This is a genomic window from Proteus sp. G4415, from assembly GCF_963896075.1.
GTDB lineage: Bacteria > Pseudomonadota > Gammaproteobacteria > Enterobacterales > Enterobacteriaceae > Proteus > Proteus mirabilis.
Window position 1 is genome coordinate 25,145 of record NZ_CAWQOK010000038.1, and the last position, 23,930, is coordinate 49,074.

A 23,930-nucleotide genomic window follows, 5' to 3' on the forward strand; every position below is an offset into this window, starting at 1 on the left:
AATTATAAGAGAGTAAAATCTATGGCATGATCATTTTTTATTAATTATAACGCGCTCATTGGCGAGCCAAAGTCGAAAAACATGAATTTAGAATCTATTATAAAACTCACATCCGCTGATATGGCTGCGGTAAATGACGCAATTCTTTACCAGCTTAATTCAGATGTTTCTTTGATAAACCAGCTTGGTTACTACATCATTAGCGGTGGTGGTAAAAGGATCCGCCCAATGATCGCTGTTCTGACCGGCCGAGCTTTGGATTATCAAGGGGACAAACATATCTCTGTCGCCGCTTTAATTGAATTTATTCATACCGCAACATTATTGCACGACGATGTTGTTGATGAATCCGATATGCGTAGAGGCAAACAAACAGCTAATGCTGTGTTTGGTAATGCTGCAAGCGTGCTGGTAGGTGACTTTATTTATACACGATCTTTTCAGATGATGACGGATCTTGATTCCATGCGCGTGCTAAAGCTGATGTCTAGCGCAACCAATGTGATCGCTGAAGGTGAAGTATTACAATTAATGAATTGTAACGATCCTGACATTACTGAAGATGACTATATGCAAGTTATCTACAGTAAAACCGCCCGTTTATTTGAAGCTGCCTCTCATGCGTCAGCCATCCTCTGCGGAGCCACTCCAGAGCAAGAGAAAGCTTTCCAAGATTATGGTCGTTATCTTGGTACTGCATTCCAGCTGATTGACGATTTACTGGATTATGATGCAGATAATACCCAATTAGGTAAAAATACCGGTGACGATCTGGATGAAGGTAAACCTACTTTGCCTTTACTTCATGCCATGCACCATGGTAACGAAACAGAATCACAACTCATTCGTCAAGCCATTGAAAAAGGTAACGGCCGTCATTTACTCGACACTGTGTTAAAAACGATGAAACAGTGTGGCTCACTGGAATATACCCGCCAAAAAGCGGAAGAAGAAGCCGATAAAGCCATTGAGGCGTTAGCGATTATTCCTGATTCATCTTACAAAGATGCATTAATTGGCCTTGCGCACGTTGCTGTGCAACGACAATCGTAATTTTCATACCTAAACCCCATAAAGTATGAGAAGCCCGTCAGAGCGACTATGTCGACTCTGGGGGGCTTTTTAATTTTTGAACCACTTCTTCATTTTCTCGTTCGATCTCTTCTTGATTGTCAGCATCAATATAGCTAATTAACTTAGCGAGACCTTCTCGTAAAACAAATTTTACGATTTTTTCACGCTCTGATTTTGTTAGCTGATAATAAGCTTCCACCCAGATAAGAAAGGCATCCTGACGCTTAGATAAATATTCTGCAGGAGGCTCATGCGCCGCTAACACACTCACCACCTCTTCAGGGAGGCTTTTAACCGAGTACTCAACGGCTTTACCTTGTACTCCACGCTTACGGCGATTTTCCCATCCTTCACGGCGTGCCATTAAATTGACCCCTTGTGGAGAATTAGGTAACCCTGCAAGCCCTACTAATTCTTTTGCTGTATACCATTCTTTTTTCATGATCTCATCTCACATTCAACTAAGAGGTTAGTCAGATATCGGTTGCGGATAACGCAATAGCGCGTTCTTTAAAGTCGCTTAATCTTTGACGATCTTTTCTAAAAAACTTCTAATACCATCCCGCAAGATCAGCTCTGTTACTGTTTTTTGTTCACCATCATTAAGTTGTTGGAATGCTTTCACCCAGATAACGAGTGGCTCCTCTTTATTTAGTTTGTAATGTGCTAATGGTTCATAAAGCTCCAGAGCAATTAAAGTTTCTTCTGGTAAACAAGAGTAATGATATTCAACGCCATTTCCTTGTTTATTAGTTCTCTTTTGTTTTAACCAAGATTCACGTTTAGCTTTTGCATTTACACCTTGTGGTGATTTAGGTAATCCACCTATACCCGTCAATTCCATTGCCGTATACCACTCTTTTTTCATTACGTTTCTCTAAAATTGTTATCAACTTCAAAAAAGAAATTATTAAGAAAAAAATCAGAAATATTTTTAGAAAAATAATGTTATTTTATTTTCTAAATAATCAGTTTAATGCTTTTAAGCATTTCTAATAAACTGTTATTTATACCACTAACACAGCATTTAATTTTATAGAAAAAGGATTAAAAATGATTTCAAGGAAATCTGATTGGCATCCTGCCGATATTATTGCCGCACTCAGAAAACGAGGCACAACACTGGCAGCCATCTCTCGCCAAGCTGGTTTAAGCTCTTCAACACTGGCTAATGCACTGTCACGCCCTTGGCCAAAAGGTGAGAAAATCATTGCTGACTTTCTAGGTGTAGCGCCTTCGGAAATTTGGCCCAGTCGTTATTTTCATCCTGAAACAGGAGAATTACTTGAACGGAAGATACGCGACAAAACCAATAATTAACTAATAATTACATATATTATAATTAATAAAAAAAACCGCTGATACACTATCAGCGGTTTTTATTTAAATTTACATTATTTTAAAGCAAAAAAGTTATTTTTTATTTATTAATAAATTCTTCGCCAAGAATTATATCTTTTTTCAATACATCCAACATGCCATTAAGAGATTGTTTTTCAAAATCACTTAATTGACCGATTGGTAGATATTCTTCAACACCATTCTTACCTAAACGAACAGGTTGTGCAAAGAAACGGGCATGTTCACCATCGCCTTCGGTATAGGTGCATTCAATAACATCTTTTTCGCCATTTAAAGCACGGATCAATGAAAGACCAAAGCGCGCAGCTGCTTGTCCCATTGATAATGTGGCTGATCCGCCACCTGCTTTAGCTTCAACAACCTCAGTCCCCGCATTTTGAATACGTTTTGTTAATGCAGCAACTTCTTCATCAGTAAATGACACACCGGCTACTTGAGATAGCAAAGGAAGAATAGTGACACCTGAGTGTCCACCAATGACCGGAACATTCGTTGTTTGTGGATCTTTGCCTTTTAATTCAGCAACAAAAGTATTCGCACGGATAATATCTAGTGTTGTCACACCAAATAGGCGTTTTTTATCATAAACACCGGCTTTTTTCAGTACTTCAGCAGCGATAGCAACCGTAGTATTGACTGGATTAGTAATGATACCAATAAGCGCCTTAGGGCAGTTTTGTGCAACTTTTTCAATAAGATTACGCACGATCCCTGCATTTACATTGAAAAGATCAGAGCGATCCATACCCGGTTTACGGGCAACACCGGCAGAAATTAAAACAACATCTGCATCTTTTAATGCAGGAGAAGGATCTTCGCCAGCAAAACCTTTTACCCTTACTTGAGTAGGTATATGACTTAAGTCCGCTGCAACACCCGGTGTAACCGGAGCGATATCATATAAAGAGAGTTCACTACCAGCTGGAAGCTGATTTTTAAGAAGAAGTGCCAGTGCCTGACCAATACCACCCGCTGCACCGAGAACTGCTACTTTCATTCTGATACTCCTTAGTTTACGAGATAGTGGAACGCCTTTGATATACTCACTATTACGCAACACACCTAGTAAAGAAAACAATTATTTAACAGCTATATTGCATAATAAGGCATTTGTAGTAAAAAATAATACTTCGGTTATTCTAAACAAATTGCTTATCTGTTAATGAGATAGCGGGCACTCTTTTGAGAAATAATTCCAATAAATATCGCTAAGTGCTAAACGCGCTATCTCATATTGCATAATCATTTAAGATTATCATTTAGTTAACAAATTATTTACCTAATCAAGATTATCGCATTCAATATCGAGAAATAAAACTTTTTGAGTTAACACACAAAAACACACATCAACCAAGAAGAGAAACAAGATTAACGGAGCTAATGTTGCATAAAAATTCACTTCTCTGCATAATGTGCGAGTTATTGATAACTCACTAAAGGTGAACTATGCGCACTCCTTCTAAGCAAGAAGACTTGGTTAAAGCATTTAAAGCCCTGCTGAAAGAAGAAAAATTCAGTTCACAAGGCGAGATTGTAACTGCATTACAAGAAGCTGGTTTTGATAATATTAACCAGTCTAAAATCTCTCGTATGCTAACAAAATTTGGCGCAGTAAGAACGCGTAATGCCAAAATGGAGATGGTTTACTGCCTGCCAACAGAACTTGGTGTACCTACAGCAAGTAGCCCATTGAAAAATTTGGTACTTGATATTGACCATAACCACTCAGTAGTGGTTATTAGAACCAGCCCCGGTGCCGCACAGCTTATTGCACGTTTATTAGATTCTTTAGGTAAAGCAGAAGGGATCCTCGGAAGTATCGCTGGTGATGACACTATTTTTTCTACACCCGCGCCAGGATTCTCAACAGAAGAACTACGAGATGCGATTTTAAACCTATTTGATCAGGAATTATAAATAGCGACTTCAGGAAAATAGGTCATAAACAGTAAGCCACTGAAATTTCAGTGGCTTACTTATTTAAATTAATATTGATCCACAGATGATTTTGGTGTGGCTAATTTCGCCAGGAGTTTTTCATGTATACCACCAAAGCCACCATTGCTCATGATCAAAATATGATCACCCGGTTTAGCTTCTTTAGCAACCATCTCCACTAATGTGTCAATATCCGTGCTCCAACGAGCAGGCTGTACACACTTCTCGGCAATATCACTGACTAACCATTGAATGTTAGGTGGCTGAAATAAGAAAACTTCATCAGCACGTCCCAATGCTGGGGCGATATCATCTTTACTGATCCCCATCTTCATCGTATTAGAGCGAGGTTCTAATACCGCAATAATACGTGCTGTACCGCCAACTTTACTACGTAGCGCTTCAAGGGTTGCTAAAATCGCCGTAGGATGATGGGCAAAGTCATCATAAACACTCACTTGATTTACTTCACCCCGTAACTCTAAACGACGACGGGCGTTAATAAATTTATTGAGTGCTGCGCATGCATCTACCGGTAATACACCAACGTGGTGAGCTGCCACAATGGCCATTAAGCCATTTTGCATATTGTGTTCACCCGAAAGTCCCCAACAAACCTCACCGACTTGCTCACCTTTATGGAACACTGCAAAGTGGCTACTGTCATTACTGATCTTTTTCGCCTGCCAATCACCCGTCTCACCGGTGTACTCTTCCTCACTCCAACATCCCATACCAATGGTCTGTTTTAAGTTCAGATCGTTATCAGGCATGATAATTTTGCCACTGCCCGGCACAATACGGACTAAATGATGAAACTGTTTTTGAATCGCCGTTAAATCATCAAAAATATCCGCGTGATCGAATTCCAGATTATTTAAGATAAGCGTACGTGGCGAGTAATGAACAAATTTAGAACGTTTATCAAAGAAAGCACTGTCATACTCATCAGCTTCAATAACAAAAAACGGGCTTTCCCCTAATTGGGCTGAAACTTGAAAGTTACCCGGCACACCACCAATTAAAAAACCAGGTTGATAACCACAATCTTCTAAAATCCAAGCCAGCATACCTGCCGTAGTCGTTTTACCATGGGTACCCGCAACGGCCAAAACCCAACGCTCAGGTAAAATATAGTCATGTAACCATTGTGGCCCTGATGTGTAAGGCAATCCTTTTTCAAGTACCGCTTCAACACAAGGATTCCCTCGAGTCATCGCATTGCCAATAATCACCATGTCAGGAGCAGGTTCTAATTGTTGTGGATCATAACCTTCGATTAGCTCAATGCCTTGATTTTCCAATAATGTGCTCATTGGAGGATAAACATTTGCATCAGAGCCAGTTACTTTATGCCCTTTCGCTCGAGCTAAGATGGCAAGACTTCCCATAAAGGTGCCACAAATACCAAGAATATGAATGTGCATGAATTTCTTTCCAATAGCATGAAGTTGGTCACTATTCTAACCATCAAAAAGCAGATTAGAAACGGATTAACCTTTGAATCATGCGATTCTTTGGATAAACTTGCCACTAATAAGGAAACTTTTTTCCTTTTTATATTTTATCCATTCACATTCAGGACCCACGTCATGAAAACATTAGGCGAATTTATCGTCGAGAAACAACAAGATTTTCCCCATGCAACTGGCGAATTAACGGCATTGCTGTCAGCCATTAAGCTTGGGGCTAAAATTATTCACCGTGATATTAATAAAGCTGGGTTAGTCGATATTCTTGGCACTAACGGTGTTTCTAATGTTCAAGGTGAAGCCCAGATGAAACTGGATCTTTACGCGAATGAGAAACTAAAAGCAGCACTTAAAGCTCGTGGTGAAGTTGCGGGGATCGGTTCGGAAGAAGAAGACGATATCGTTATCTTTGAAGGTGATCGTGCGGAAAATGCCAAGTATGTGGTATTAATGGATCCATTGGATGGTTCTTCTAATATCGATGTAAACGTTTCCGTTGGTACTATTTTCTCTATTTACCACCGTATTACGCCTATTGGCCAACCAGTGACACTAGATGATTTCCTGCAACCCGGTAATCGCCAAGTTGCTGCGGGTTATGTCGTTTATGGCTCATCTACTATGTTGGTTTACACTACCGGTTGTGGTGTACATGCCTTTACTTACGATCCTTCTTTAGGAGTTTTCTGTTTATCTCACGAAAGTGTTCATTTTCCGCCTACCGGAAATATGTATTCAATCAATGAAGGTAACTACATTAAATTCCCATTAGGGGTAAAAAAATACATCAAGTATTGCCAAGAGCAGGATGCAGCAACTAACCGTCCTTATACAACTCGCTATATTGGCTCTTTGGTTGCGGATTTCCATCGTAACTTGCTCAAAGGGGGGATTTATATTTACCCAAGTACGGCAAGTCATCCAAATGGTAAATTACGCTTACTTTATGAATGCAACCCAATGGCATTCCTCGCGGAACAAGCGGGTGGTAAAGCCAGTAATGGTAAAGATCGTATTTTAGATATCAAACCAACAGAGTTGCACCAACGCATGCCATTCTTTGTGGGTACTAAAGCGATGGTCGAACAAGCAGAAGCATTTATGGCTCAATATCCAGACGAAGAATAAATTTTCTTTTTGTCAGGATATAGTTAAACCGGGCTTAATTAACGCGTCCGGTTTTTTCATCTCCCAAAATAGCTAATTCGTGTATTTGTTGCTTATTTTTACCTCAAAAGGCAACCTGTACGGCAAAAAACGGGTATTGTTAAAAACTTTTCGCTATACTACGAGCCACGTCAAATTAATTTTTCATAGGAAATTTTTTATGAGCCTGAATCATGTTCCTGCTGGTAAAGAACTACCAGAAGATATCTATGTTGTTATTGAAATTCCAGCCAATGCTGATCCAATCAAATACGAAGTTGATAAAGAAAGTGGTGCACTGTTCGTTGACCGTTTTATGTCAACAGCGATGTTCTACCCATGCAACTACGGTTACATCAACAACACATTATCTTTAGATGGTGATCCAGTAGACGTTCTGGTTCCAACTCCATACCCATTGCAACCAGGTTCAGTCATTCGTTGCCGTCCTGTTGGCGTACTGAAAATGACTGATGAATCAGGTGAAGATGCAAAACTGGTTGCAGTACCACACACCAAACTAAGTAAAGAATACGATCACATTAAAGATGTGAACGATCTACCTGAATTATTAAAAGCTCAAATCAAACACTTCTTCGAACATTACAAAGATTTAGAATCTGGTAAATGGGTAAAAGTTGATGGTTGGGAAGGCGTAGAAGCGGCTAAAGCTGAAATTCTGTCTTCTTTTGAACGCGCAAAAAAATAATTCTGTGTCATTAGAATTAGCGTTGCTAAGTAATCCATTGGTTGCTTAGCAAAAATAAGCCCACTTCAAATGTGGGCTTATTTTATGATTATCTCTTTTTTATGGTTTAACCGCATAATAAGCATTACGCCACTCACCAAGGTGATCGCCATAGCGATTATCATCAATATATATACTGTCGAAATATTCCCTGTAGAGAAAAAGAGCAATCCCCCAACAATGGGCAAAATCAGTTGATTAAACAAAATAATCAGTGAGGAAATGCTAGCTAATTGTGTCACAGGAATAATTTCTATTCTTAACATCCGTAAAATATTCCCTGAAAAAACCTTACCAATAATGGATAGGGCATAAAAGAGAATAAAAGCCGTGATATCATGTTGAAAAATAACCAATAGAAAAGAACTTATTGTGATGATACAAATTGATAGAGACATTAATAATTTTCGATTTAAATAATGGGTTAGATAACCATATAAATAAGTTCCTATCACGCCACAGATCCCCGCAGAAATATCAATAAAGCCATAATATTTAATGGGTAAATTCATCGATTGGTCGATCAACGCCGCCCCACTCGACTCAATTAATCCATCAAACATATTATTGCCGATAGCAATTAAAATAGAAAAAACCAAAATAGGAGACGTAAAAATCACCACTATCCTTTTCGTCACCTGTAATGTCTCTGTTAGGCTATGTAACTGAGTGGCAGATTGGCGCTGTTTTGGCACTAAGTAAAAGAACAAAAAGAACACGGCGTTAATGAAATAAAATAGACAGGGAATAATCAGTAAATAATGGTAACCATAATCAATAAATAACATACCGATTAATGGGCCAATGATCATGCCCAAAAAATCCATTCGAGACATTATATTAATATGATGTTCTTTATGGCGACTCATCAAGGCAATAATTTTTTCATATGAAATCAGTGTCTGTGAATTACCAATAGAAATTAAGCTACCCACTAATCCAAAACTAATTGCAATAACTAAATCAGAGGAAAAATCTACTATTAATAAAAATAAACAACCGATAATTTTACAGCTATCGGAAATAACAGAAACAGGACGGACACCTAGACCATCAATATATTGACCAATAAGCGGTATTAAAAAAATACGTGGTAACCACCATAAAGAGTATGTCAATCCTGCATATTCAATGCTTGTTGTTAATTGATAAACAATAACAGGTGTCAAAAAAACCATTAGACCATCTGCACTTAATACCAAAAAAAGCATATAGAAAAAGACAATACGCATAATAGAGGTTACACCTTTTCTTTAATTAATACTTTAATAGGCTGATTATTTTCATCATAAACAATAATTGATTTTGGGGTATGATGGGTGGGCTTATGTTTCATTAACGCTTGTTGTTTAGAAACAAGAAATTGATAATAGGTTAAATCTGCTGCTATTTTATTAACACGATAAGCTTGATAATTTTTATTAGCGATTTTCCAATCAATCACGTCATGACCCGGAATATATTCTTTTTCTTCGTCCAAATAGATAACAGGTCGATTCACAGTAATGATATTCGCCATATTAAATAAGGCATGGGCAACACCACAGGGGATCACTAATTCAATATTGGGTGCCGGATCAAAAACCATTTCATCTTCATAAAATAGCGTAGGCGAATCTTCACGCATATCCACCAGCTTAATAGTGATTTTACCCGAGGTATTTCCTAAAAAAGTTAAATGATCTTCTTGCCCTAAATGTAATCCATAAGAGTCGAAATCATAAGCCTCCTGACCATGTTCGACTAGATACATAGGGGATTGTCGCGTTAATGGGACAATGCCACTCTCTTTGCCCGTATGCAGGGTCGCCATTTCACGAAATTCAACACCTAAAATAGTGGATGTAGGTAATGACTGTTTTTGAACATCGGCTATTTTCTCTCGCAACCTTACATTAATTTCATCGCCATTATCTAAGCGAATTTTACGAGTTTCAGAGTGTAAAAATCGATGTTGGCTTAACCACTGCTGTTGTATCTCAGCAACTCGATAGTAGACCAGCGCCGAAGCTTCTTCTGTCATCGGCTCATAGCCTTCAATCTCATTAATATCGATATCTTCCGGCAGATTTATCACATCATTATTAGGTGACCAATTTAATGTTTCATTTGCTAATTGCTCAATAGTAGGTAAAAAAAGAGAGTAGCTATTTAAGGTAAAAACATTTTCTAGATGGGAAAAAGTATGAGCAACTCCTGGGGGAATAATAAGTGTTCTTGCGGATGATGGGGTTATCTCCAAACTTAATTCTGATTTAAATGTCGGTGAGTTTTTACGACAATCAATAAATTTAGCCAGTATCTTTTGTTTTTTATCACCTAAAAAGGTGAGTGTATCTTGCTGGCCAAGATGAATGCCATACTGCCCATATTTAAATTCGCTTTTACCGTGATAAACAATATTAATAGGATAGGTTGTTGCGAAAGGAATAACATAAGACTGATGTTTTCCATTATTCACTCGCCAGCGTTCAATCCAATGTAATCCGACAATATTAATATCTTTATTAAGTTCATTAATATCCTTATTCACTATTGCCTCCTTTCATTTAAAAAGCAGCCTTATGGCTGCTTATTGATTAAAGACTGACGACTTCGATATCATAACCAAGTGACTTCGCACTTTTTAGTAACGCATCTAAGCTAGTGGTGTTTAATTTTAAATACTTATCATCAGCAGGTGCATTTTTAATACCTGCAAGATAAGCTAATTTATCTAATGCTTCTGTTGCAACAGTTTTAGTTTGTAGCATCATATCCGTAAAACGATGATTGACTATATTATGTTTTACATCTTTTGGTGGATTATTATAAAGTTGAGTAATATCGTTTAATTTGTCCATAAATTACCTTATTTCGCTATTTAATAATAAGTCGTTATCTCTTTCCTTCTTAAGCAAAACTGTTTTAACACTGAAGTTATTTTTCTGTCAATCAGCTCTACCATTAATTATTTTCATATCAATTTAGATAAAAAACGAAGTAATAATTATTTATTTAAATTTTAAAATATAAATACTACTTTTAGTAAAAATAAAAAAGCTCGATATATATCGAGCTTTTTTAATCATTATTGAGTCAGCTTTCGTAAGCCTATTACTCTTCTTCGTGGCGTTTTAGCCAATCTCCACTTTTGATTTCTCGCAACCCATCAACTGGCTTTTGATAAAGATAGATCCAAGCACTACCATAAGGTGTTGATATCAACTGGCGCTTGTAATCTTGATCATTTTTTTTCAGTTCATCAAGCTCCGTCAAAATGGAAGGCGTGATCCGATAAACTTCACATTCTATTTCACCATCACCTTCAACCACAGCAGGATAAAACCCTAAATCATAGAGTTTATACCCCGCTAATTTATACTCACCTAATAGCTGTGCGTAGGTCATCCAGTGATGGTTACCCTGATTTCGCCGTAAACTTCCATAAACAATAATTCGCATATAAATTAAAACTCAAATTGATAAAGCAGATCTATTGCCTGATTCATACCAGACACTGCTTGTAAATACAACCTGGGCATCAAGCGATAACGTAATGTTAACGTCGCTAGCGAATCAAATATACCCATCCCATACTTCACTTGTAAATCATCAGTTATCTTACCACTGACGACAACTTGTGAACTATCCCCTACACCTTGTGTATCTAACGCTAAATCTGAAATACCAAAGGTTTCGCCAATACGTCCTACGAGTTGTCCACTTTGTCCAACACCTAATCCTATTAGCATGGCTGTCATTTGTGCTGAATCAGAATCACCACTTGCTAATCCTTCACCTCTTAACAAGTAGGATAATGCTTCTTGTTGTGTTTTGGCCGGCTCAGAGAATATTTCCACTTTCGGCTTATCCGCAAGCCCGGTGACTTTAACCCCAGCAATGACATTATCTGCCGTATTATCAGGGTTACGTATCGCTTCAATATTCAAGTATGGCTGATCAACCGGCCCTGAGAACAAGATTTGCCCTTTACGTACTTGTAAATCTTGTCCATAAGCTTTGAATTCCCCGCGAGGAATATCCACTTGACCATTTAATCCCAACCCTTGCTTACTTTGAGCAACTTTTAATGCCCCTGTTAATCTGGCTTTCAATCCAAAGGCATCTAATGTGACATCATCGCCAATATTAATCGCCAAATTACTTTGAATAGGTATAGAAGTCTGCTTTGGTGCTATAGGTTGTAATTCTTTATCCAACATCACTTCATCAGAAGAGGCCGACACCGCAGACTCGGGTAATTCCTGCACCACGATACGAGCCCAAGGGATATCAATACGACCATCTAATTTAAGCAAATGTGGATTAGCTTCAAAAACTAAGTCTGGGTTAACATCAATACGAACCATTGGTGGTAATGACACACGCAATTTGTTGCCATTCGCAGCCACCACGGCTCGCCACTCATCTAGTTTGCGCCAGTCCGCATTCCCCGTCAGATTTAAATAACCTTCCGGTGTTTCGATTCTACCGCTTAAATCAGAAGTCGCACCATTAAAGCGAATATCGACATTCCCTTTGGTGATGTCAAATGGGATCCAGTGACCAACTACTTTTAACTGGTTAATACCAAACTGCCCAAATAGCAATGGTGATTGTGCATTCCCTCCTAAACGTAGCTGTGCCCCTACACTACCTTGCGCTATTTCACCTTTACCCAAGAAAGGCTTAATCAGATCTAATGTCAGATTATCAATATCAACCGTACCTGATAATTGACGTGTTTTTTCTAGATCAGCAACATTGACATGGCCTTTAAAGTCACCATTACCGGCAATACTAATTAACCATTGCAAGGTCGCTTTACCATTATTGATACCCGCATTTAACGTAACTGCATCAAAATCAATAGGTAATACCGTACCATCGACATTTTGTTTTACACCAACGCCCTGACCTTTAAGGTTAACTGACGCTTTAGGTAATCCGCCTTTCGCATTCCAAGTTGCCGTAGCATCTCCCGTAAAGACACCGCGTAGCGCGGTTTCAGGAGGTAAGAATGGTTTTATCATGGCTAAATCAAAGCGTGTTAACGTGATTGCCGCACTACCACTCTCACCTACAGTGATCTCTTTAGGTACACACAGTTGTGCATTAGGATTTACCCAGCAATGTGAACCAATCGTCACTTGCTGTTTTTCCGCTAATAAATTTAGCGCCATCGCTTTATTTAAACGCCATTCGCCTACAGGCGTATCAAATGCGGTATTGTTAAGTGTGCCTTGCCACTGCTGTTTTTCTTTATCAAACGAGCCGGCTAATGTCAGGCCACCCGATACGGGTTCCCCATCCATTTTCAAGGTAAGCTTATGCTGTTTTTCTGTCCCGGCCGCATCTAGCGTTAATTGACGAATAATCAAATCAGCCTGTTTTAACTGACGTGCCGTAATTGCCAGTTTGCCACTGATCACGTCATCTGACTGAATGTCACCTTTAACGACAACTGACCCAACACTGAGCTGATCTTGCCATTTGATCCCTTGTGCATTGATATCAGCAATAATTTTCGGCTTATTAATATCACCGCGAACATTCACTTTCCCTTTAATAACGCCCGCTAACCCCGGCACTAAACCATTTAACCCCGGAGCATTGATGTTCGCATCAAGCGCCCACTGCTCACCTAAGTGCCCCGCAATATCGAGATTATTTTTACCTAGAATTAAGGTTAATTGAGGAATATTCCATTGCCCCGAATCATTACCATAGGCGTTTCCTCGCGCCTTAATAAGATTATTTTTTAAATTACCATCTAAGGTAATTTCAGGCACTCGCAGTTGCCAACTTCCTCCATACAGGCTACCCGTTGTAGCAATACGTCCATCTAATTTCGCTGGCATATCGGGATATTGTTTAGCTGTATTAATACCAGAGATAGTCAATAATGCATTCCAGCTAATCGCCTTACTCCAATCTGCCACACCGGTAATATCCGCATGACCTTGTAATGCAGCTAAACGCAAACGAGTGAGTGTTATTTTCTCTTCATTCCCTTTAGCGTCTAGGGTCAATTTGGCTGGAGGGATCTCTTGTCCTTCAATATTAGAACGTAATGAAAGATCATAATTATCCGTCTGCCCATTAAGACGTAGTCGAGTATCATTAAGTTGATACTGCACATCTCCCGTTAAAGGCCAACGCACTTTTTGGCTCTCTAAGGTTAATTTTAGTGGAAGATGTGCTTTAGCGAGCTCAGCTTGTGCATCAAGGCTTGCGGTAACAGTTCCTGTTAAAGAGAGTGCGAGTTTTAATTCATCAAGTATCGCACCTTGTAAGGACAGTGTCGCTTGCTGATCTTTAAACTCTTCCAGTCCTGCCATCTCACGAAGCATCGCTTGCATATCTAGATTAACCGGCCACTGTTTATCCAGTGTAATTTGACCGTTTAAACTGACTTTGCCTTCTGGCGCATCAATACTGAGCCTAGTGAGATTAACCTGTTGACCTTGCGTATTGGCTTGAAAAGAGAGTTGATTAATAGTCACAGGCGTATCACCACTAACTTGTAACTGTTTACCTTCTATCCCCTCCACATTGATATCAACAGGAATAATAATTTCGGGTAACTGCGCTAATAAAGGCTTGGCGAAAATTGTCTTAATAGTGTCAGCTAGTGCCTGCTCTTGCTCTTGCGGTGTTTTAGGCTCCGCTTGAGGCGTCGTTGCTGCAACTTCTTTTACATCTTGCGCCATGGCGGCAACACTACCGTCTTCGGGTGTTTTCGGTAACGCCACCAACAAATCATTAATGACCGTCGGTTTTAAGGTAATTTGACGCCCTTCCCATTGTGCTGCCGTAGTAAACTCATTGAGTGATAGGGCCATATCATCAATTTGTACACGCGTATTGGCTAATGAGAGAGAGTTTAAATAGATAGGTAAAGGGGCATTAAGCTCAGTTAAAGGCTCAGAAGGGGGTGTTTCTTGTGCTGGAGGGAGTGCACTGGTATCTACATTGACGATAACATCACGTGTGCCTAAGGCCTCAACACACAGTTGTTTATCCTTCAAGCAGCTTAAATTTAAGCCTAGTGATAACTCCCCCACATTGACATCTACACCCGGCATTTGATACTCAACACCCGTTAAACGTAAATCTTGCCAACCGCCATTAACACTGTTAATGGTTAAACCTGGCACCCAACGAGCTGCACTATTAATGGCAAAATGTAGCCCTGATTGCGTCCCTAAAATCCATGCAAGAGCACCTAAAACCAGTAAAATGATGATAAGTAGCGTTAGTGTTATCCTTTTCAACCACTTCATCATAACTCAGCTCCTAACCCAATATAAAACTGTAACTTACGCTCTTCACCACTATTGACTGGAACGGCTAAATCAAACTTTACAGGCCCTACTGGAGATGCCCAACGAACCCCCGCACCAGCACCTGTTTTAAAATCACTTTTCGTAAAATCGTTAACGGCTTCACCACTATCAACAAATACAGCTCCCCACCAATTTCCAGTTACGTTATATTGGTATTCAGCAGATCCCGTTAGCATTCTTGATGCCCCTGTTAATTTACCTTTGCTATCTTCCGGTGAAATACTTTGGTATTTATAACCCCTAATACTTCTATCGCCACCAGCAAAGAAACGTAATTCGGGTGGTACTTTCTCAAATTGATTCGTTTCAATCCAGCCAAACGTCCCTCTGACCACAAAACGGTGGCCTTCCCAAGGTGTGCGTATCCACACTTGCTGAGCTTGTAGGGCGAGAAATTCAACATCAGATCCCCATATTTTATTGGAATAATCGACTGAATAACGTTGGCTATCCCCCCAATAAGGCATCATGCCACCCCGTTGGCGTACGCGACTTGCATTCGCACCAGGATAAAGCAACATGGTTGTATTGGTCACATCACCTTGGGTAAAGTGGCTCAGACTCCAGCGGGTATTAATACTGTATTGCCATCCCGTTGACATATCCCAGTTACGAGAAACGTTCAGTGTGGTGGTATCCGAACGAGTATCATTTAAATCTGTACGTTTATAGCCGCCTTGAATGCCATAATATTGTTCTAATGGGTTAACTTTTAATGGAATTTTATAATTAGCACCAATAGATTGCTCAGGCTTAGAAATACTCATATTCGATGTTAAACTATGGCCCCTAGAATTTATCCAAGGTTTATCCCACTGCATATTTAATCGAGGTCCGACATCTGTGGCAAAACCGCCCCCTAGCTCCATATAGTTACGTGAACGAGGGGTAACAACGGCATCCATTGGTAGCAAATAATTGCCTTCACTACGTGCTTTAGCGATATTAGGTGTGACAACCGCCGAATTAAACCATCCTGTGGCAGCTAAGCGTCGATTAAACTCTGCCAAATCTTCAGAAGAGTAATATTCCCCTTCTTTAAAAGGCACAATATTTTGTAGGTAGTCTTCACGAATTTGTGAGCCAGTATAATTCACTTTACCAAAACGGTAACGTTCACCACTATTAAAGACAAAATCCCAATAAGAGGCGTGATTATCTAAAGAGACACCGAGCTGGCTTTTTTCCATATCTGCATCAAAGTAACCACGACGAATAGCAAGCCCTGTTAACGAGCCTTTTAATTTTTCATATTCGGCATGATTTAACACACTATCAAGAGGGGGAGTGTTTTCTTTAATCACTTTGGCATATTGTTCATCTGTTTTAGCTCCCCCTTCCAGTACAATATTGACCCCTTTTAACAGTACGGGAATACCAAGCTCAACCTTTGCTGTTAATACAGGGCGTGTCGGAGGGGTATTTTCTTGATAAGAGAAAGTGACCGTTGGCTGATAATAACCTAAAGGCCGTAGGCCCTCTTTAATTGCCTTTTCAACACGCGCACGAAAACGCCCGTCTGGTGCAACTTCTTCTGTTGTTATGTTTGATAGCTGGACTCGTACATTCTTTTCGAGTTGCCCTTCTAAACCTTCTACTTTTAAACGTAAATTTGCCCCATAAGCAAAAGACGTTATAGAAGACAGACAGAGAACGTAGATAACGGAGTATCTCGGCACGTTTTCTCCTCAATATTATTTATATCATTCGGTAATTGACGACAAATAGTTTTAAGCTTTATTGTAGATTTAGTTTATAACAATATTAAACCTTTACCATAGTAAAGCGTTTACAAATATAAAATTTGGAGTTTACCTTGCAACATAAAGCTTATCATCCTGAGCATGCCGTAATCGGCAGCACAACGCCATTAGAAATTTCTGCTAATCATGCCGTCAATGGGCATTCTATCCGTGAGATCCCAGAAAATATGCAAATTGCTTATTTTGCCATGGGCTGCTTTTGGGGCGTTGAACGCCTATTTTGGCAACAACCCGGTGTTTATAGCACAAGTGCCGGTTATAGCGGTGGTGTAACAGAAAATCCCACCTATGAGCAAGTTTGCCAAGGCCGTACCGGTCATGCAGAGGTCGTTCGTGTGGTATTTGATCCGACCCTTATCAGCTATCAACAATTATTGGCTATTTTTTGGGAGAATCATGACCCTTCCCAAGGTATGCGCCAAGGTAATGATATTGGTAGCCAATATCGCTCGGCCATTTATACCCTAACCCCAGAGCAATATGCACAAGCTATTGAGTCAAAACAACGTTATCAACAAGCTATCAATAGTGAAGGGGCACATAAAGAGATCACCACTGAAATACAACCTGCCGGACCTTTCTATTTTGCTGAAGATTATCATCAGCAATACCTATTTAAAAACCCTCAAGGTTATTGTGGACTTGGTGGCATTGGTATCTGTTTTCCACCGGCAAACTAACACTAGCAGAAAATAGCAGGGCGATGATATAATTACGCCCTCTTATCTATCTTTGTGTCTATTTTTATAAAATAGTCTATCACAATATATTGATTTATCTTCGATTATTAACACTCAAGTATTACCCTCTGGATTTAATACTCTGGGTGATGTGAGCCTTATATGCTTAATAGTTTACTCATTGTGCTTTTGCTGTGTGCCATTAGCGCCTTTTTTTCGCTGTCTGAAATATCACTGGCGGCCTCCCGTCGTATTAAACTCAAACAGTTGGTTGACGAAGGAAATATCAACGCTGCTCGTGTATTAAAAATGCAAGAAACCCCCGGTATGTTTTTTACCGTGGTACAAATTGGTCTTAACGCCGTTGCCATTTTGGCGGGTATTGTCGGTGAATCTGCTTTTTCTCCCGCATTAAAAGATCTCTTTTCCCGCTTTTTAGAAGCACCTCTCGCGCAACAATTAGGATCGGTCTGTTCATTTATTATCGTCACATCGATGTTTATTCTGCTTGCCGATTTAACTCCTAAACGTATCGGCATGATCAAGCCAGAAGTCATTGCACTGAAAATTGTTAATCCTATGCGTTTTTGTCTCGCCTTATTCCGCCCTTTAGTTTGGTTGTTTAATGGCATGGCAGATCTTATCTTTAAACTATTTAAAATCCCAATGGTAAGAAATGAAGATATTACATCTGATGATATCTTTGCGATTGTCGAAGCCGGTGCAGTAGCGGGAGTATTACGTAAACAAGAGCACGAATTAATTGAAAATGTGTTTGAATTAGAATCACGTACCGTACCATCAGCCATGACACCACGTGAAGATGTTGTCTACTTTGATCGCGAAGAGACAGAAGAAGATATTAAGCATAAAATTGCCACTCAGCCCCACTCTAAATTCTTAGTTTGTGAAGGGGATATAGACCATATTATTGGTTATGTAGATTCAAAAGAGCTACTCAACCGTGTGATCAATGGGCAAAGTCTTAACCTCAAAGAAGGTGTGCATATCCGTAAAGCCCTTATTATTCCGGATACCTTAACTTTATCTGACATGCTAGAAAGCTTTAAAACCTCAGGGGAAGATTTTGCCATTATTCTCAATGAATATGCGATGGTGATGGGCGTTATCACCTTAAATGACGTGATGACCACTTTAATGGGCGATCTGATTGGCCCGGGTCAAGAAGAGCAAATCGTCAGTCGTGATGAGCATTCATGGTTGGTTGAAGGTGGAACACCTATTGATGATGTTATGCGTGCATTAGATATTGATGATTTCCCGGATTCTAGCAATTACGAAACCATTGCAGGGTTTATGATGTTCCGTTTGCGTAAGATCCCCAAACGTACTGACTATGTGAAGTTTGCAGGTTATAAATTTGAAGTGGTGGATATTGATAACTATAAAATTGATCAACTGCTTGTCACTAAAATTGATGATATTCCGCCAGTAAAACCGGTTTTGCAAGAAGCAATACCTGCTCCTCAAACAACGACAGAAGTGCCATTGGAGCACGAAGAGCATAAAGCCTAAATCAACTGGTAACAAACTGAAATTAATAACTGAGTCTTATCGTAAAAGCACAAGATATAGACTCAGTTATCTATCAGATAAAAGTTAGCCCATTTCAGCTTTGAGTAAAACCACCTGCTGGTTAACTTCACTCATCACATTAAAATGCAGCTTATCTTTTATTTTCGGCAATAAAATTTTACCGTAATCGAACTCAAATGCGCCCATTCCTTTGATATAAAACCGTCCACGAAATAACGTCTTAACGTAGAGAGCAATTTTTTCTGGGTTATAGCGATTGAAGATCTTCATCTTTCAGTTAGTCTCCCATGCTCAGTTGTGAATTTAATCAGTCATAAAGACCGATCTTTATATACCAAATTTAAAGACCTAATTATAAGTACTAGGTTCCATTTATTTAAATTTCTTATCTATTTTTACACTTATTGACAGTAAAGAAGATAAGTCGAGACTGTGAATACTTTATCTTACACCCTATATGTTAAAAAAATGTATCAACAATGAGGTATTATTCTTTTTTAGCCTCTATGCTTAAATAGCCGATAAAGTCGAATTTAATAATAGGACAATAACGATGCACAAAATAACCTTGGCTGCACTTTTGCTTAGCACATCTACATGGGTATTTGCCCATAATATTACTGAAGATGCCCTACTACCGGCGATCTCTGTGAGTGACAAAGGGGAGCTTCTTTATGATGGTGCCAAAGATAAATTTAGCTATCAAAATTGGAATAGCGGACTACTTAGTGGCAAAGTACGCACAATTCAACATATCGCTGGGCGTAGTAAGGCTAAAGAGATGAATGCGCCACTGATTGAAGCCATCAAACAAGCCAAATTTCCACAAAATAGTTATCAGACAACCACTATCATCAATACTGATGATGCTATCTTTGGTACTGGGCCTTTTGTTCGCGGCAGTGTTGAAGACAGTAAAAAAGAGTTTCCTTGGTCACAATTTATTGTTGATGCTGATGGTGTAGCGCAAAAAGGTTGGGGACTAGAAAAAGAGAGTTCAGCAATTATTGTGCTGGATAAACAAGGAAAAGTTCGTTTTGTCAAAGAAGGTGTATTAAGTGGTGCAGAAATAACTTCCGCCATTAACCTTATCAATGACTTAATTAAAGAATAGTATTTAAATCATCTGTATCGGAGCCCTTTAAACTTAAGGGCTCTGCTCTCGTTAACATTAGAAAATAGAAACTCTAAAACCAGGATTTATCAGTGATTCTCTCGGTGAATAATCAAGTGTCACCCCTTTCCAATCGGTAACATGTGCCCCTGCGGCTATCGCAATAGCGTGTCCTGCTGCAGTATCCCATGTATGAGTAGGTCCAAAACGCGGATAAAGCTGAGCTTTTCCTTCTGCCACTAGACAAAATTTTAATGAAGATCCAACTGCCACCGTTTGGTGCTCACCCAATTGCGATAAATATTCTTTTAATTCATCATCTTGATGAGAACGACTAATAACAATCACGGGGGGTTCAGCACGGCTGACTTTTATTGGTAAACGCTGACCACAGGTTTCTTTCCATGCCTGTTTATTGGCTGCTGAGTAGAGAATATTTTGTACTGGTGCATACACAACGCCTAATACTGGCACACCCTGTTCAATCAACGCAATATTAACCGTAAACTCACCATTTTTATTGATAAACTCTTTAGTACCATCGAGGGGATCAATCAGCCAATAACGTTGCCAATGGCGACGTTCTTCCCACGCAGGAGGATCTTCTTCAGATAATTGAGGAATATCTGGCGCAATACTGGCAAGTCCTTGCTTAATAATTTGATGGGCGGCTAAATCTGCTGCAGTAACCGGTGAATGGTCACTCTTTTCCTGTACTTCAATTGGCGCTGATTGTTGATAAATTTGCATTATCGCCTGACCCGCTTGGCGGGCTAATTCGCTGACTTGTTCTAACATAATGCACCTCACTTATTTTTATCAGAATGGTACTCACTCTTATAAAAATCAATTATCTTGCACTCTCTTTACTCTAGTATAGAGACAAAAATAGCCGGAAAAAACCGGCTATAGTGTTATTTTTTGCAGAAGAAGAAATTATAAAATTTCTAATAGTTCTACTTCGAAAACTAATGTTGCAAAAGGAGGAATAGCCGCCCCCGCACCACGTTCACCATAAGCTAATTGGTAAGGAATATATAATTCCCATTTAGAACCTACTGGCATCAAAGTTAATGCTTCAATCCATCCTGCAATCACCCCATTAACAGGGAATTCTGCTGGCTGACCACGCTGTACTGAGCTATCAAATACCGTACCATCGATTAAACGACCAGTATAATGCACACGAACATGATCAGTACGAGCTGGAATAGCGCCATCTCCTGCTTTCAGTACTTTGTACTGTAAACCAGATTCAGTAACCTGCACGCCTTCTTTTTTTACATTTTCTGCTAAGAATACTTTACCTGCTTCTGCCAGTGCTGCTTGACGCTCTTGACGAACTGCTTCAGCACGCTCATGCATAGTACGTAAAGCATTGTGTAACGTTTCAACAGGTACAGAAGGAGTATTGCCTTCTAACGCGTCAGTCAAGCCGGCAAGCAGTGCTGCTGGCTCTAATCCTTGGAGACCTGATTCAGTCAGTTGTTGACCGACTTGCAGACCAATACCGTAACTTGCCTGCGATTCAATAGAATCAAATGATGGTTTTGACATGAAAAAATACCTGTTTTTATGAAAGTTAGTGCCAAGAATAACAGTGGTAAGCTAGAGCGTAAACCTCCCGTCTTGGCTAATCGCGATTATTCGTCGAAAACGCGATAAATTTGCGCTATTTGTCATGGATTTTGACCTTTCTTGACGATATTTTTCAGACTTTTTTTCACAAGCCCCTCACACAAGCATATAATTAAAGACAAGGTAGCTCTGTTAACCCAGCGCTCAATATCAATATATATGTTCAGAGAGGTACGAAGTGAAAATAACTGACAATCCCTATTTCCGTGAACAAGGATATATTGACGGTATTTGGTGTGATGCAAAAAGCAAAGACACGGTTGAAGTGATTGATCCTGCAACAAATCAGCCCATTGGTACTGTGCCAAATATGGCAACAGAAGAAGCCAAAGCGGCTGTTGATGCAGCCGCCAAAGCATTACCGACATGGCGTGCGTTAACCGCACATCAAAGAAGCACTTTACTGCAACGCTGGTTCCAACTGATACAGGATAACAAGCGTCAACTTGCAGAACTGATGACGTTTGAACAAGGTAAACCCGTGGCCGAAGCTGAAGGCGAAATCACCTACGCAGCCTCATTTATTGAGTGGTTTGCTGAGCAAGGTAAAAGAACCAACGGTGAAATTATCCCCTCCCCTTCATCAGATAAGCGGCTTATGGTGATCAAACAAGGGATTGGTGTTTGTGCGGCTATCACACCTTGGAACTTCCCTGCTGCCATGATCACCCGTAAAGCAGCCCCAGCATTAGCAGCTGGGTGTACTATGGTGATAAAACCTGCCAACGAAACCCCCTATACAGCCCTTGCGTTAGCTGAATTAGCCGCGCAAGCAGGAATACCTGCCGGTGTTATTAATATTGTCACCGGTGATGCAGTTAAAATCGGTGAAGTGTTCACATCAGACAACCGCGTGCGTAAATTGAGTTTTACTGGCTCTACAGGGGTTGGCCGTTTATTAATGCGCCAATGTGCTGACAGTGTGAAAAAAGTCTCACTGGAGCTAGGGGGAAATGCGCCATTTATTGTCTTTAATGACGCCGATATTGAGAAAGCGGTTGCAGGTGCTATGGGGGCGAAATTCCGTAACGCCGGACAGACTTGCGTGTGTGCAAATCGTTTTTATATCCATAAAGATGTATATCAACAATTTAGTGAACGCTTTGTTGCTGAGGTTAAAAAACTAAAAGTCGGTAATGGCTTTACCGAAGGCGTGACTATTGGGCCTCTTATTAATCATAAGGCGGTAGAAAAATCACAATCACTCCTTGCTGATACCTTACAACGCGGTGCGACACTGCTATGTGGTGGTGAAAGAGATAAAGCAGGTGAAAATTTCTTTCAGCCTACCGTGGTCGGTAATGTGCCTGCTGATAGTCATATTCTTGAAGAAGAGATCTTTGGCCCCGTGGCACCTTTAGTCATTTTTGACAATGAAGAAGAAGTAGTACATCTAGCCAATAATACCATCTATGGCTTAGCCGCTTATTTCTACAGTGAAGATCCACAACGTATTTGGCGTGTGGCTGAAAATCTAGAATATGGCATGGTCGGTATTAACACGGGTCTAATTTCCAATGAAGTGGCTCCTTTCGGTGGTATAAAGCAGTCTGGCTTAGGTCGTGAAGGCTCTGAGCATGGTATTGAGGACTATATGGAAATGAAATACCTCTGCCAAGGCCTGTAAACGAGGCCACTGATTAACAGTAAAAGTCATCGCAAGGACGCGATTGCTTTTTGCAACCATTATCTTTTATTAAATAAACAATACCCTCGATAATTATCAAGGGTATTGATGTCAGCCCAATAGGTTATTTCTTCACTTTAATTAACCTAGCGTCGGTTTAAGCCATCGCTCTAAGCTTTGCTTTTCTGGATTTGTTAAATTAAATGTGCTTTTCCAGTTTTAAACAATAATCTATTAATCCCATAAGCAGATCCAAGATAAAATAATGTACACTGTGATGCAGTGGTATGTGTAAGTTGTGACACCTCTTAGGCTAGTTGGATCAATAAATTCAATACTCGTTGGTTGTCCTTTTAAGTAAGCAAAAAAGAATTGGGTGGGACTAACATACTTGGCATGACACCAGTAAACGGGTATAGCTCAATAAGGCTAGGAAAATTTTTTATGATATATCGCGAAAAATCCGGTATATAAATGTAT

22 protein-coding genes are annotated in these 23,930 nt (G+C 39.7%); 9 read left to right on the plus strand and 13 right to left on the minus strand.

Annotated features, from left to right (window positions below):
- The first annotated feature begins 81 nt into the window (after nucleotides 1-81).
- Nucleotides 82-1,053 (plus strand): octaprenyl diphosphate synthase, encoded by a 972-nt coding sequence (gene ispB / locus AACU95_RS03330; RefSeq protein ID WP_004246252.1) that lies wholly within the window; start codon nucleotides 82-84, stop codon nucleotides 1,051-1,053.
- Nucleotides 1,054-1,099: 46 nt separating this feature from the next.
- Here the strand turns inward: ispB and AACU95_RS03335 are convergent, their stop codons facing one another.
- Nucleotides 1,100-1,516 carry a DNA-binding protein gene (locus AACU95_RS03335; RefSeq protein ID WP_004246253.1) on the minus strand — a complete coding sequence of 139 codons (417 nt, stop codon included), beginning with the start codon at nucleotides 1,514-1,516 and terminating at the stop codon, nucleotides 1,100-1,102.
- A gap of 78 nt (nucleotides 1,517-1,594) precedes the next feature.
- Nucleotides 1,595-1,942: a DNA-binding protein gene (locus AACU95_RS03340; RefSeq protein WP_004246254.1), complete on the minus strand. Its 348-nt coding sequence runs from the start codon at nucleotides 1,940-1,942 to the stop codon at nucleotides 1,595-1,597.
- A gap of 185 nt (nucleotides 1,943-2,127) precedes the next feature.
- Between AACU95_RS03340 and AACU95_RS03345 the strand changes: the two genes are divergently transcribed.
- Complete coding sequence (locus AACU95_RS03345) at nucleotides 2,128-2,394, plus strand: helix-turn-helix domain-containing protein (protein WP_004246255.1); 267 nt, start codon at nucleotides 2,128-2,130, stop codon at nucleotides 2,392-2,394.
- A gap of 100 nt (nucleotides 2,395-2,494) precedes the next feature.
- Here the strand turns inward: AACU95_RS03345 and mdh are convergent, their stop codons facing one another.
- A complete protein-coding gene (mdh, locus tag AACU95_RS03350; RefSeq protein WP_004246256.1) occupies nucleotides 2,495-3,433 on the minus strand; it encodes a malate dehydrogenase in 939 nt (312 codons plus the stop codon).
- Between the two features lie 449 nt (nucleotides 3,434-3,882).
- Between mdh and argR the strand changes: the two genes are divergently transcribed.
- The gene (argR, locus tag AACU95_RS03355; RefSeq protein WP_004246257.1) at nucleotides 3,883-4,353 is read left to right on the plus strand and encodes a transcriptional regulator ArgR; all 471 of its coding nucleotides are present in this window, start codon (nucleotides 3,883-3,885) and stop codon (nucleotides 4,351-4,353) included.
- Nucleotides 4,354-4,421: 68 nt separating this feature from the next.
- Here argR and mpl read toward each other — a convergent pair whose 3' ends face one another.
- Nucleotides 4,422-5,801: a UDP-N-acetylmuramate:L-alanyl-gamma-D-glutamyl-meso-diaminopimelate ligase gene (gene mpl / locus AACU95_RS03360; protein ID WP_004246258.1), complete on the minus strand. Its 1,380-nt coding sequence runs from the start codon at nucleotides 5,799-5,801 to the stop codon at nucleotides 4,422-4,424.
- Between the two features lie 165 nt (nucleotides 5,802-5,966).
- Here mpl and fbp point away from each other — a divergent pair, with 165 nt between their 5' ends.
- Both fbp and ppa read left to right on the plus strand, forming a co-directional pair.
- Nucleotides 5,967-6,974 carry a class 1 fructose-bisphosphatase gene (gene fbp / locus AACU95_RS03365; RefSeq protein ID WP_004249610.1) on the plus strand — a complete coding sequence of 336 codons (1,008 nt, stop codon included), beginning with the start codon at nucleotides 5,967-5,969 and terminating at the stop codon, nucleotides 6,972-6,974.
- 199 nt (nucleotides 6,975-7,173) lie between these two features.
- Nucleotides 7,174-7,701: an inorganic diphosphatase gene (gene ppa / locus AACU95_RS03370; protein WP_004246260.1), complete on the plus strand. Its 528-nt coding sequence runs from the start codon at nucleotides 7,174-7,176 to the stop codon at nucleotides 7,699-7,701.
- A gap of 77 nt (nucleotides 7,702-7,778) precedes the next feature.
- Here ppa and AACU95_RS03375 read toward each other — a convergent pair whose 3' ends face one another.
- From AACU95_RS03375 to tamA, 6 genes are all read right to left on the minus strand, one after another.
- Nucleotides 7,779-8,972, minus strand: coding sequence for an MFS transporter (locus AACU95_RS03375; protein WP_161737174.1), 1,194 nt, complete (start codon nucleotides 8,970-8,972; stop codon nucleotides 7,779-7,781).
- 8 nt (nucleotides 8,973-8,980) lie between these two features.
- Nucleotides 8,981-10,273, minus strand: coding sequence for a dTDP-4-dehydrorhamnose 3,5-epimerase family protein (locus AACU95_RS03380; RefSeq protein ID WP_049199860.1), 1,293 nt, complete (start codon nucleotides 10,271-10,273; stop codon nucleotides 8,981-8,983).
- 46 nt (nucleotides 10,274-10,319) lie between these two features.
- Nucleotides 10,320-10,583 carry a hypothetical protein gene (locus AACU95_RS03385; RefSeq protein WP_004246263.1) on the minus strand — a complete coding sequence of 88 codons (264 nt, stop codon included), beginning with the start codon at nucleotides 10,581-10,583 and terminating at the stop codon, nucleotides 10,320-10,322.
- Nucleotides 10,584-10,836: 253 nt separating this feature from the next.
- Nucleotides 10,837-11,184, minus strand: a complete 348-nt coding sequence (locus AACU95_RS03390) for a gamma-glutamylcyclotransferase family protein (RefSeq protein WP_004246264.1) — start codon at nucleotides 11,182-11,184, stop codon at nucleotides 10,837-10,839.
- A 5-nt stretch (nucleotides 11,185-11,189) separates the two neighbouring features.
- Entirely contained in the window at nucleotides 11,190-15,011 is a 3,822-nt protein-coding gene (gene tamB, locus AACU95_RS03395) for an autotransporter assembly complex protein TamB (RefSeq protein WP_110144552.1), read from the minus strand.
- Nucleotides 15,008-16,750, minus strand: coding sequence for an autotransporter assembly complex protein TamA (gene tamA / locus AACU95_RS03400; protein ID WP_004246266.1), 1,743 nt, complete (start codon nucleotides 16,748-16,750; stop codon nucleotides 15,008-15,010). Before tamA ends, tamB begins: the two co-directional genes overlap by 4 nt.
- A gap of 137 nt (nucleotides 16,751-16,887) precedes the next feature.
- Here tamA and msrA point away from each other — a divergent pair, with 137 nt between their 5' ends.
- Both msrA and AACU95_RS03410 read left to right on the plus strand, forming a co-directional pair.
- Nucleotides 16,888-17,514 carry a peptide-methionine (S)-S-oxide reductase MsrA gene (gene msrA / locus AACU95_RS03405; protein ID WP_004249614.1) on the plus strand — a complete coding sequence of 209 codons (627 nt, stop codon included), beginning with the start codon at nucleotides 16,888-16,890 and terminating at the stop codon, nucleotides 17,512-17,514.
- 162 nt (nucleotides 17,515-17,676) lie between these two features.
- The gene (locus AACU95_RS03410) at nucleotides 17,677-19,050 is read left to right on the plus strand and encodes a hemolysin family protein (protein ID WP_004253028.1); all 1,374 of its coding nucleotides are present in this window, start codon (nucleotides 17,677-17,679) and stop codon (nucleotides 19,048-19,050) included.
- A gap of 84 nt (nucleotides 19,051-19,134) precedes the next feature.
- Here AACU95_RS03410 and AACU95_RS03415 read toward each other — a convergent pair whose 3' ends face one another.
- Nucleotides 19,135-19,341 (minus strand): DUF1107 domain-containing protein, encoded by a 207-nt coding sequence (locus tag AACU95_RS03415; protein WP_004246270.1) that lies wholly within the window; start codon nucleotides 19,339-19,341, stop codon nucleotides 19,135-19,137.
- A gap of 283 nt (nucleotides 19,342-19,624) precedes the next feature.
- Between AACU95_RS03415 and AACU95_RS03420 the strand changes: the two genes are divergently transcribed.
- Entirely contained in the window at nucleotides 19,625-20,185 is a 561-nt protein-coding gene (locus tag AACU95_RS03420; RefSeq protein WP_004253029.1) for a YtfJ family protein, read from the plus strand.
- Nucleotides 20,186-20,242: 57 nt separating this feature from the next.
- On the opposite strand, the gene cysQ is transcribed toward AACU95_RS03420, so the two are convergent.
- Both cysQ and AACU95_RS03430 read right to left on the minus strand, forming a co-directional pair.
- The gene (gene cysQ / locus AACU95_RS03425) at nucleotides 20,243-20,983 is read right to left on the minus strand and encodes a 3'(2'),5'-bisphosphate nucleotidase CysQ (protein WP_004246272.1); all 741 of its coding nucleotides are present in this window, start codon (nucleotides 20,981-20,983) and stop codon (nucleotides 20,243-20,245) included.
- A gap of 138 nt (nucleotides 20,984-21,121) precedes the next feature.
- Nucleotides 21,122-21,742 (minus strand): peptidylprolyl isomerase, encoded by a 621-nt coding sequence (locus AACU95_RS03430; RefSeq protein ID WP_004246273.1) that lies wholly within the window; start codon nucleotides 21,740-21,742, stop codon nucleotides 21,122-21,124.
- Nucleotides 21,743-22,001: 259 nt separating this feature from the next.
- On the opposite strand from AACU95_RS03430, the gene AACU95_RS03435 reads away from it, so the two are divergent.
- Nucleotides 22,002-23,450: an NAD-dependent succinate-semialdehyde dehydrogenase gene (locus AACU95_RS03435; protein ID WP_004249619.1), complete on the plus strand. Its 1,449-nt coding sequence runs from the start codon at nucleotides 22,002-22,004 to the stop codon at nucleotides 23,448-23,450.
- Nucleotides 23,451-23,930: the final 480 nt, after the last annotated feature.

Coding starts and splice junctions, on each gene's coding strand:
- ispB (WP_004246252.1), top strand. CDS start 82: ATGAATTTAGAATCTATTATAAAACTCACATCCGCTGATATGGCTGCG.
- AACU95_RS03335 (WP_004246253.1), bottom strand. CDS start 1,516: ATGAAAAAAGAATGGTATACAGCAAAAGAATTAGTAGGGCTTGCAGGG.
- AACU95_RS03340 (WP_004246254.1), bottom strand. CDS start 1,942: ATGAAAAAAGAGTGGTATACGGCAATGGAATTGACGGGTATAGGTGGA.
- AACU95_RS03345 (WP_004246255.1), top strand. CDS start 2,128: ATGATTTCAAGGAAATCTGATTGGCATCCTGCCGATATTATTGCCGCA.
- mdh (WP_004246256.1), bottom strand. CDS start 3,433: ATGAAAGTAGCAGTTCTCGGTGCAGCGGGTGGTATTGGTCAGGCACTG.
- argR (WP_004246257.1), top strand. CDS start 3,883: ATGCGCACTCCTTCTAAGCAAGAAGACTTGGTTAAAGCATTTAAAGCC.
- mpl (WP_004246258.1), bottom strand. CDS start 5,801: ATGCACATTCATATTCTTGGTATTTGTGGCACCTTTATGGGAAGTCTT.
- fbp (WP_004249610.1), top strand. CDS start 5,967: ATGAAAACATTAGGCGAATTTATCGTCGAGAAACAACAAGATTTTCCC.
- ppa (WP_004246260.1), top strand. CDS start 7,174: ATGAGCCTGAATCATGTTCCTGCTGGTAAAGAACTACCAGAAGATATC.
- AACU95_RS03375 (WP_161737174.1), bottom strand. CDS start 8,972: ATGCGTATTGTCTTTTTCTATATGCTTTTTTTGGTATTAAGTGCAGAT.
- AACU95_RS03385 (WP_004246263.1), bottom strand. CDS start 10,583: ATGGACAAATTAAACGATATTACTCAACTTTATAATAATCCACCAAAA.
- AACU95_RS03390 (WP_004246264.1), bottom strand. CDS start 11,184: ATGCGAATTATTGTTTATGGAAGTTTACGGCGAAATCAGGGTAACCAT.
- tamB (WP_110144552.1), bottom strand. CDS start 15,011: ATGATGAAGTGGTTGAAAAGGATAACACTAACGCTACTTATCATCATT.
- AACU95_RS03410 (WP_004253028.1), top strand. CDS start 17,677: ATGCTTAATAGTTTACTCATTGTGCTTTTGCTGTGTGCCATTAGCGCC.
- AACU95_RS03415 (WP_004246270.1), bottom strand. CDS start 19,341: ATGAAGATCTTCAATCGCTATAACCCAGAAAAAATTGCTCTCTACGTT.
- AACU95_RS03420 (WP_004253029.1), top strand. CDS start 19,625: ATGCACAAAATAACCTTGGCTGCACTTTTGCTTAGCACATCTACATGG.
- cysQ (WP_004246272.1), bottom strand. CDS start 20,983: ATGTTAGAACAAGTCAGCGAATTAGCCCGCCAAGCGGGTCAGGCGATA.
- AACU95_RS03430 (WP_004246273.1), bottom strand. CDS start 21,742: ATGTCAAAACCATCATTTGATTCTATTGAATCGCAGGCAAGTTACGGT.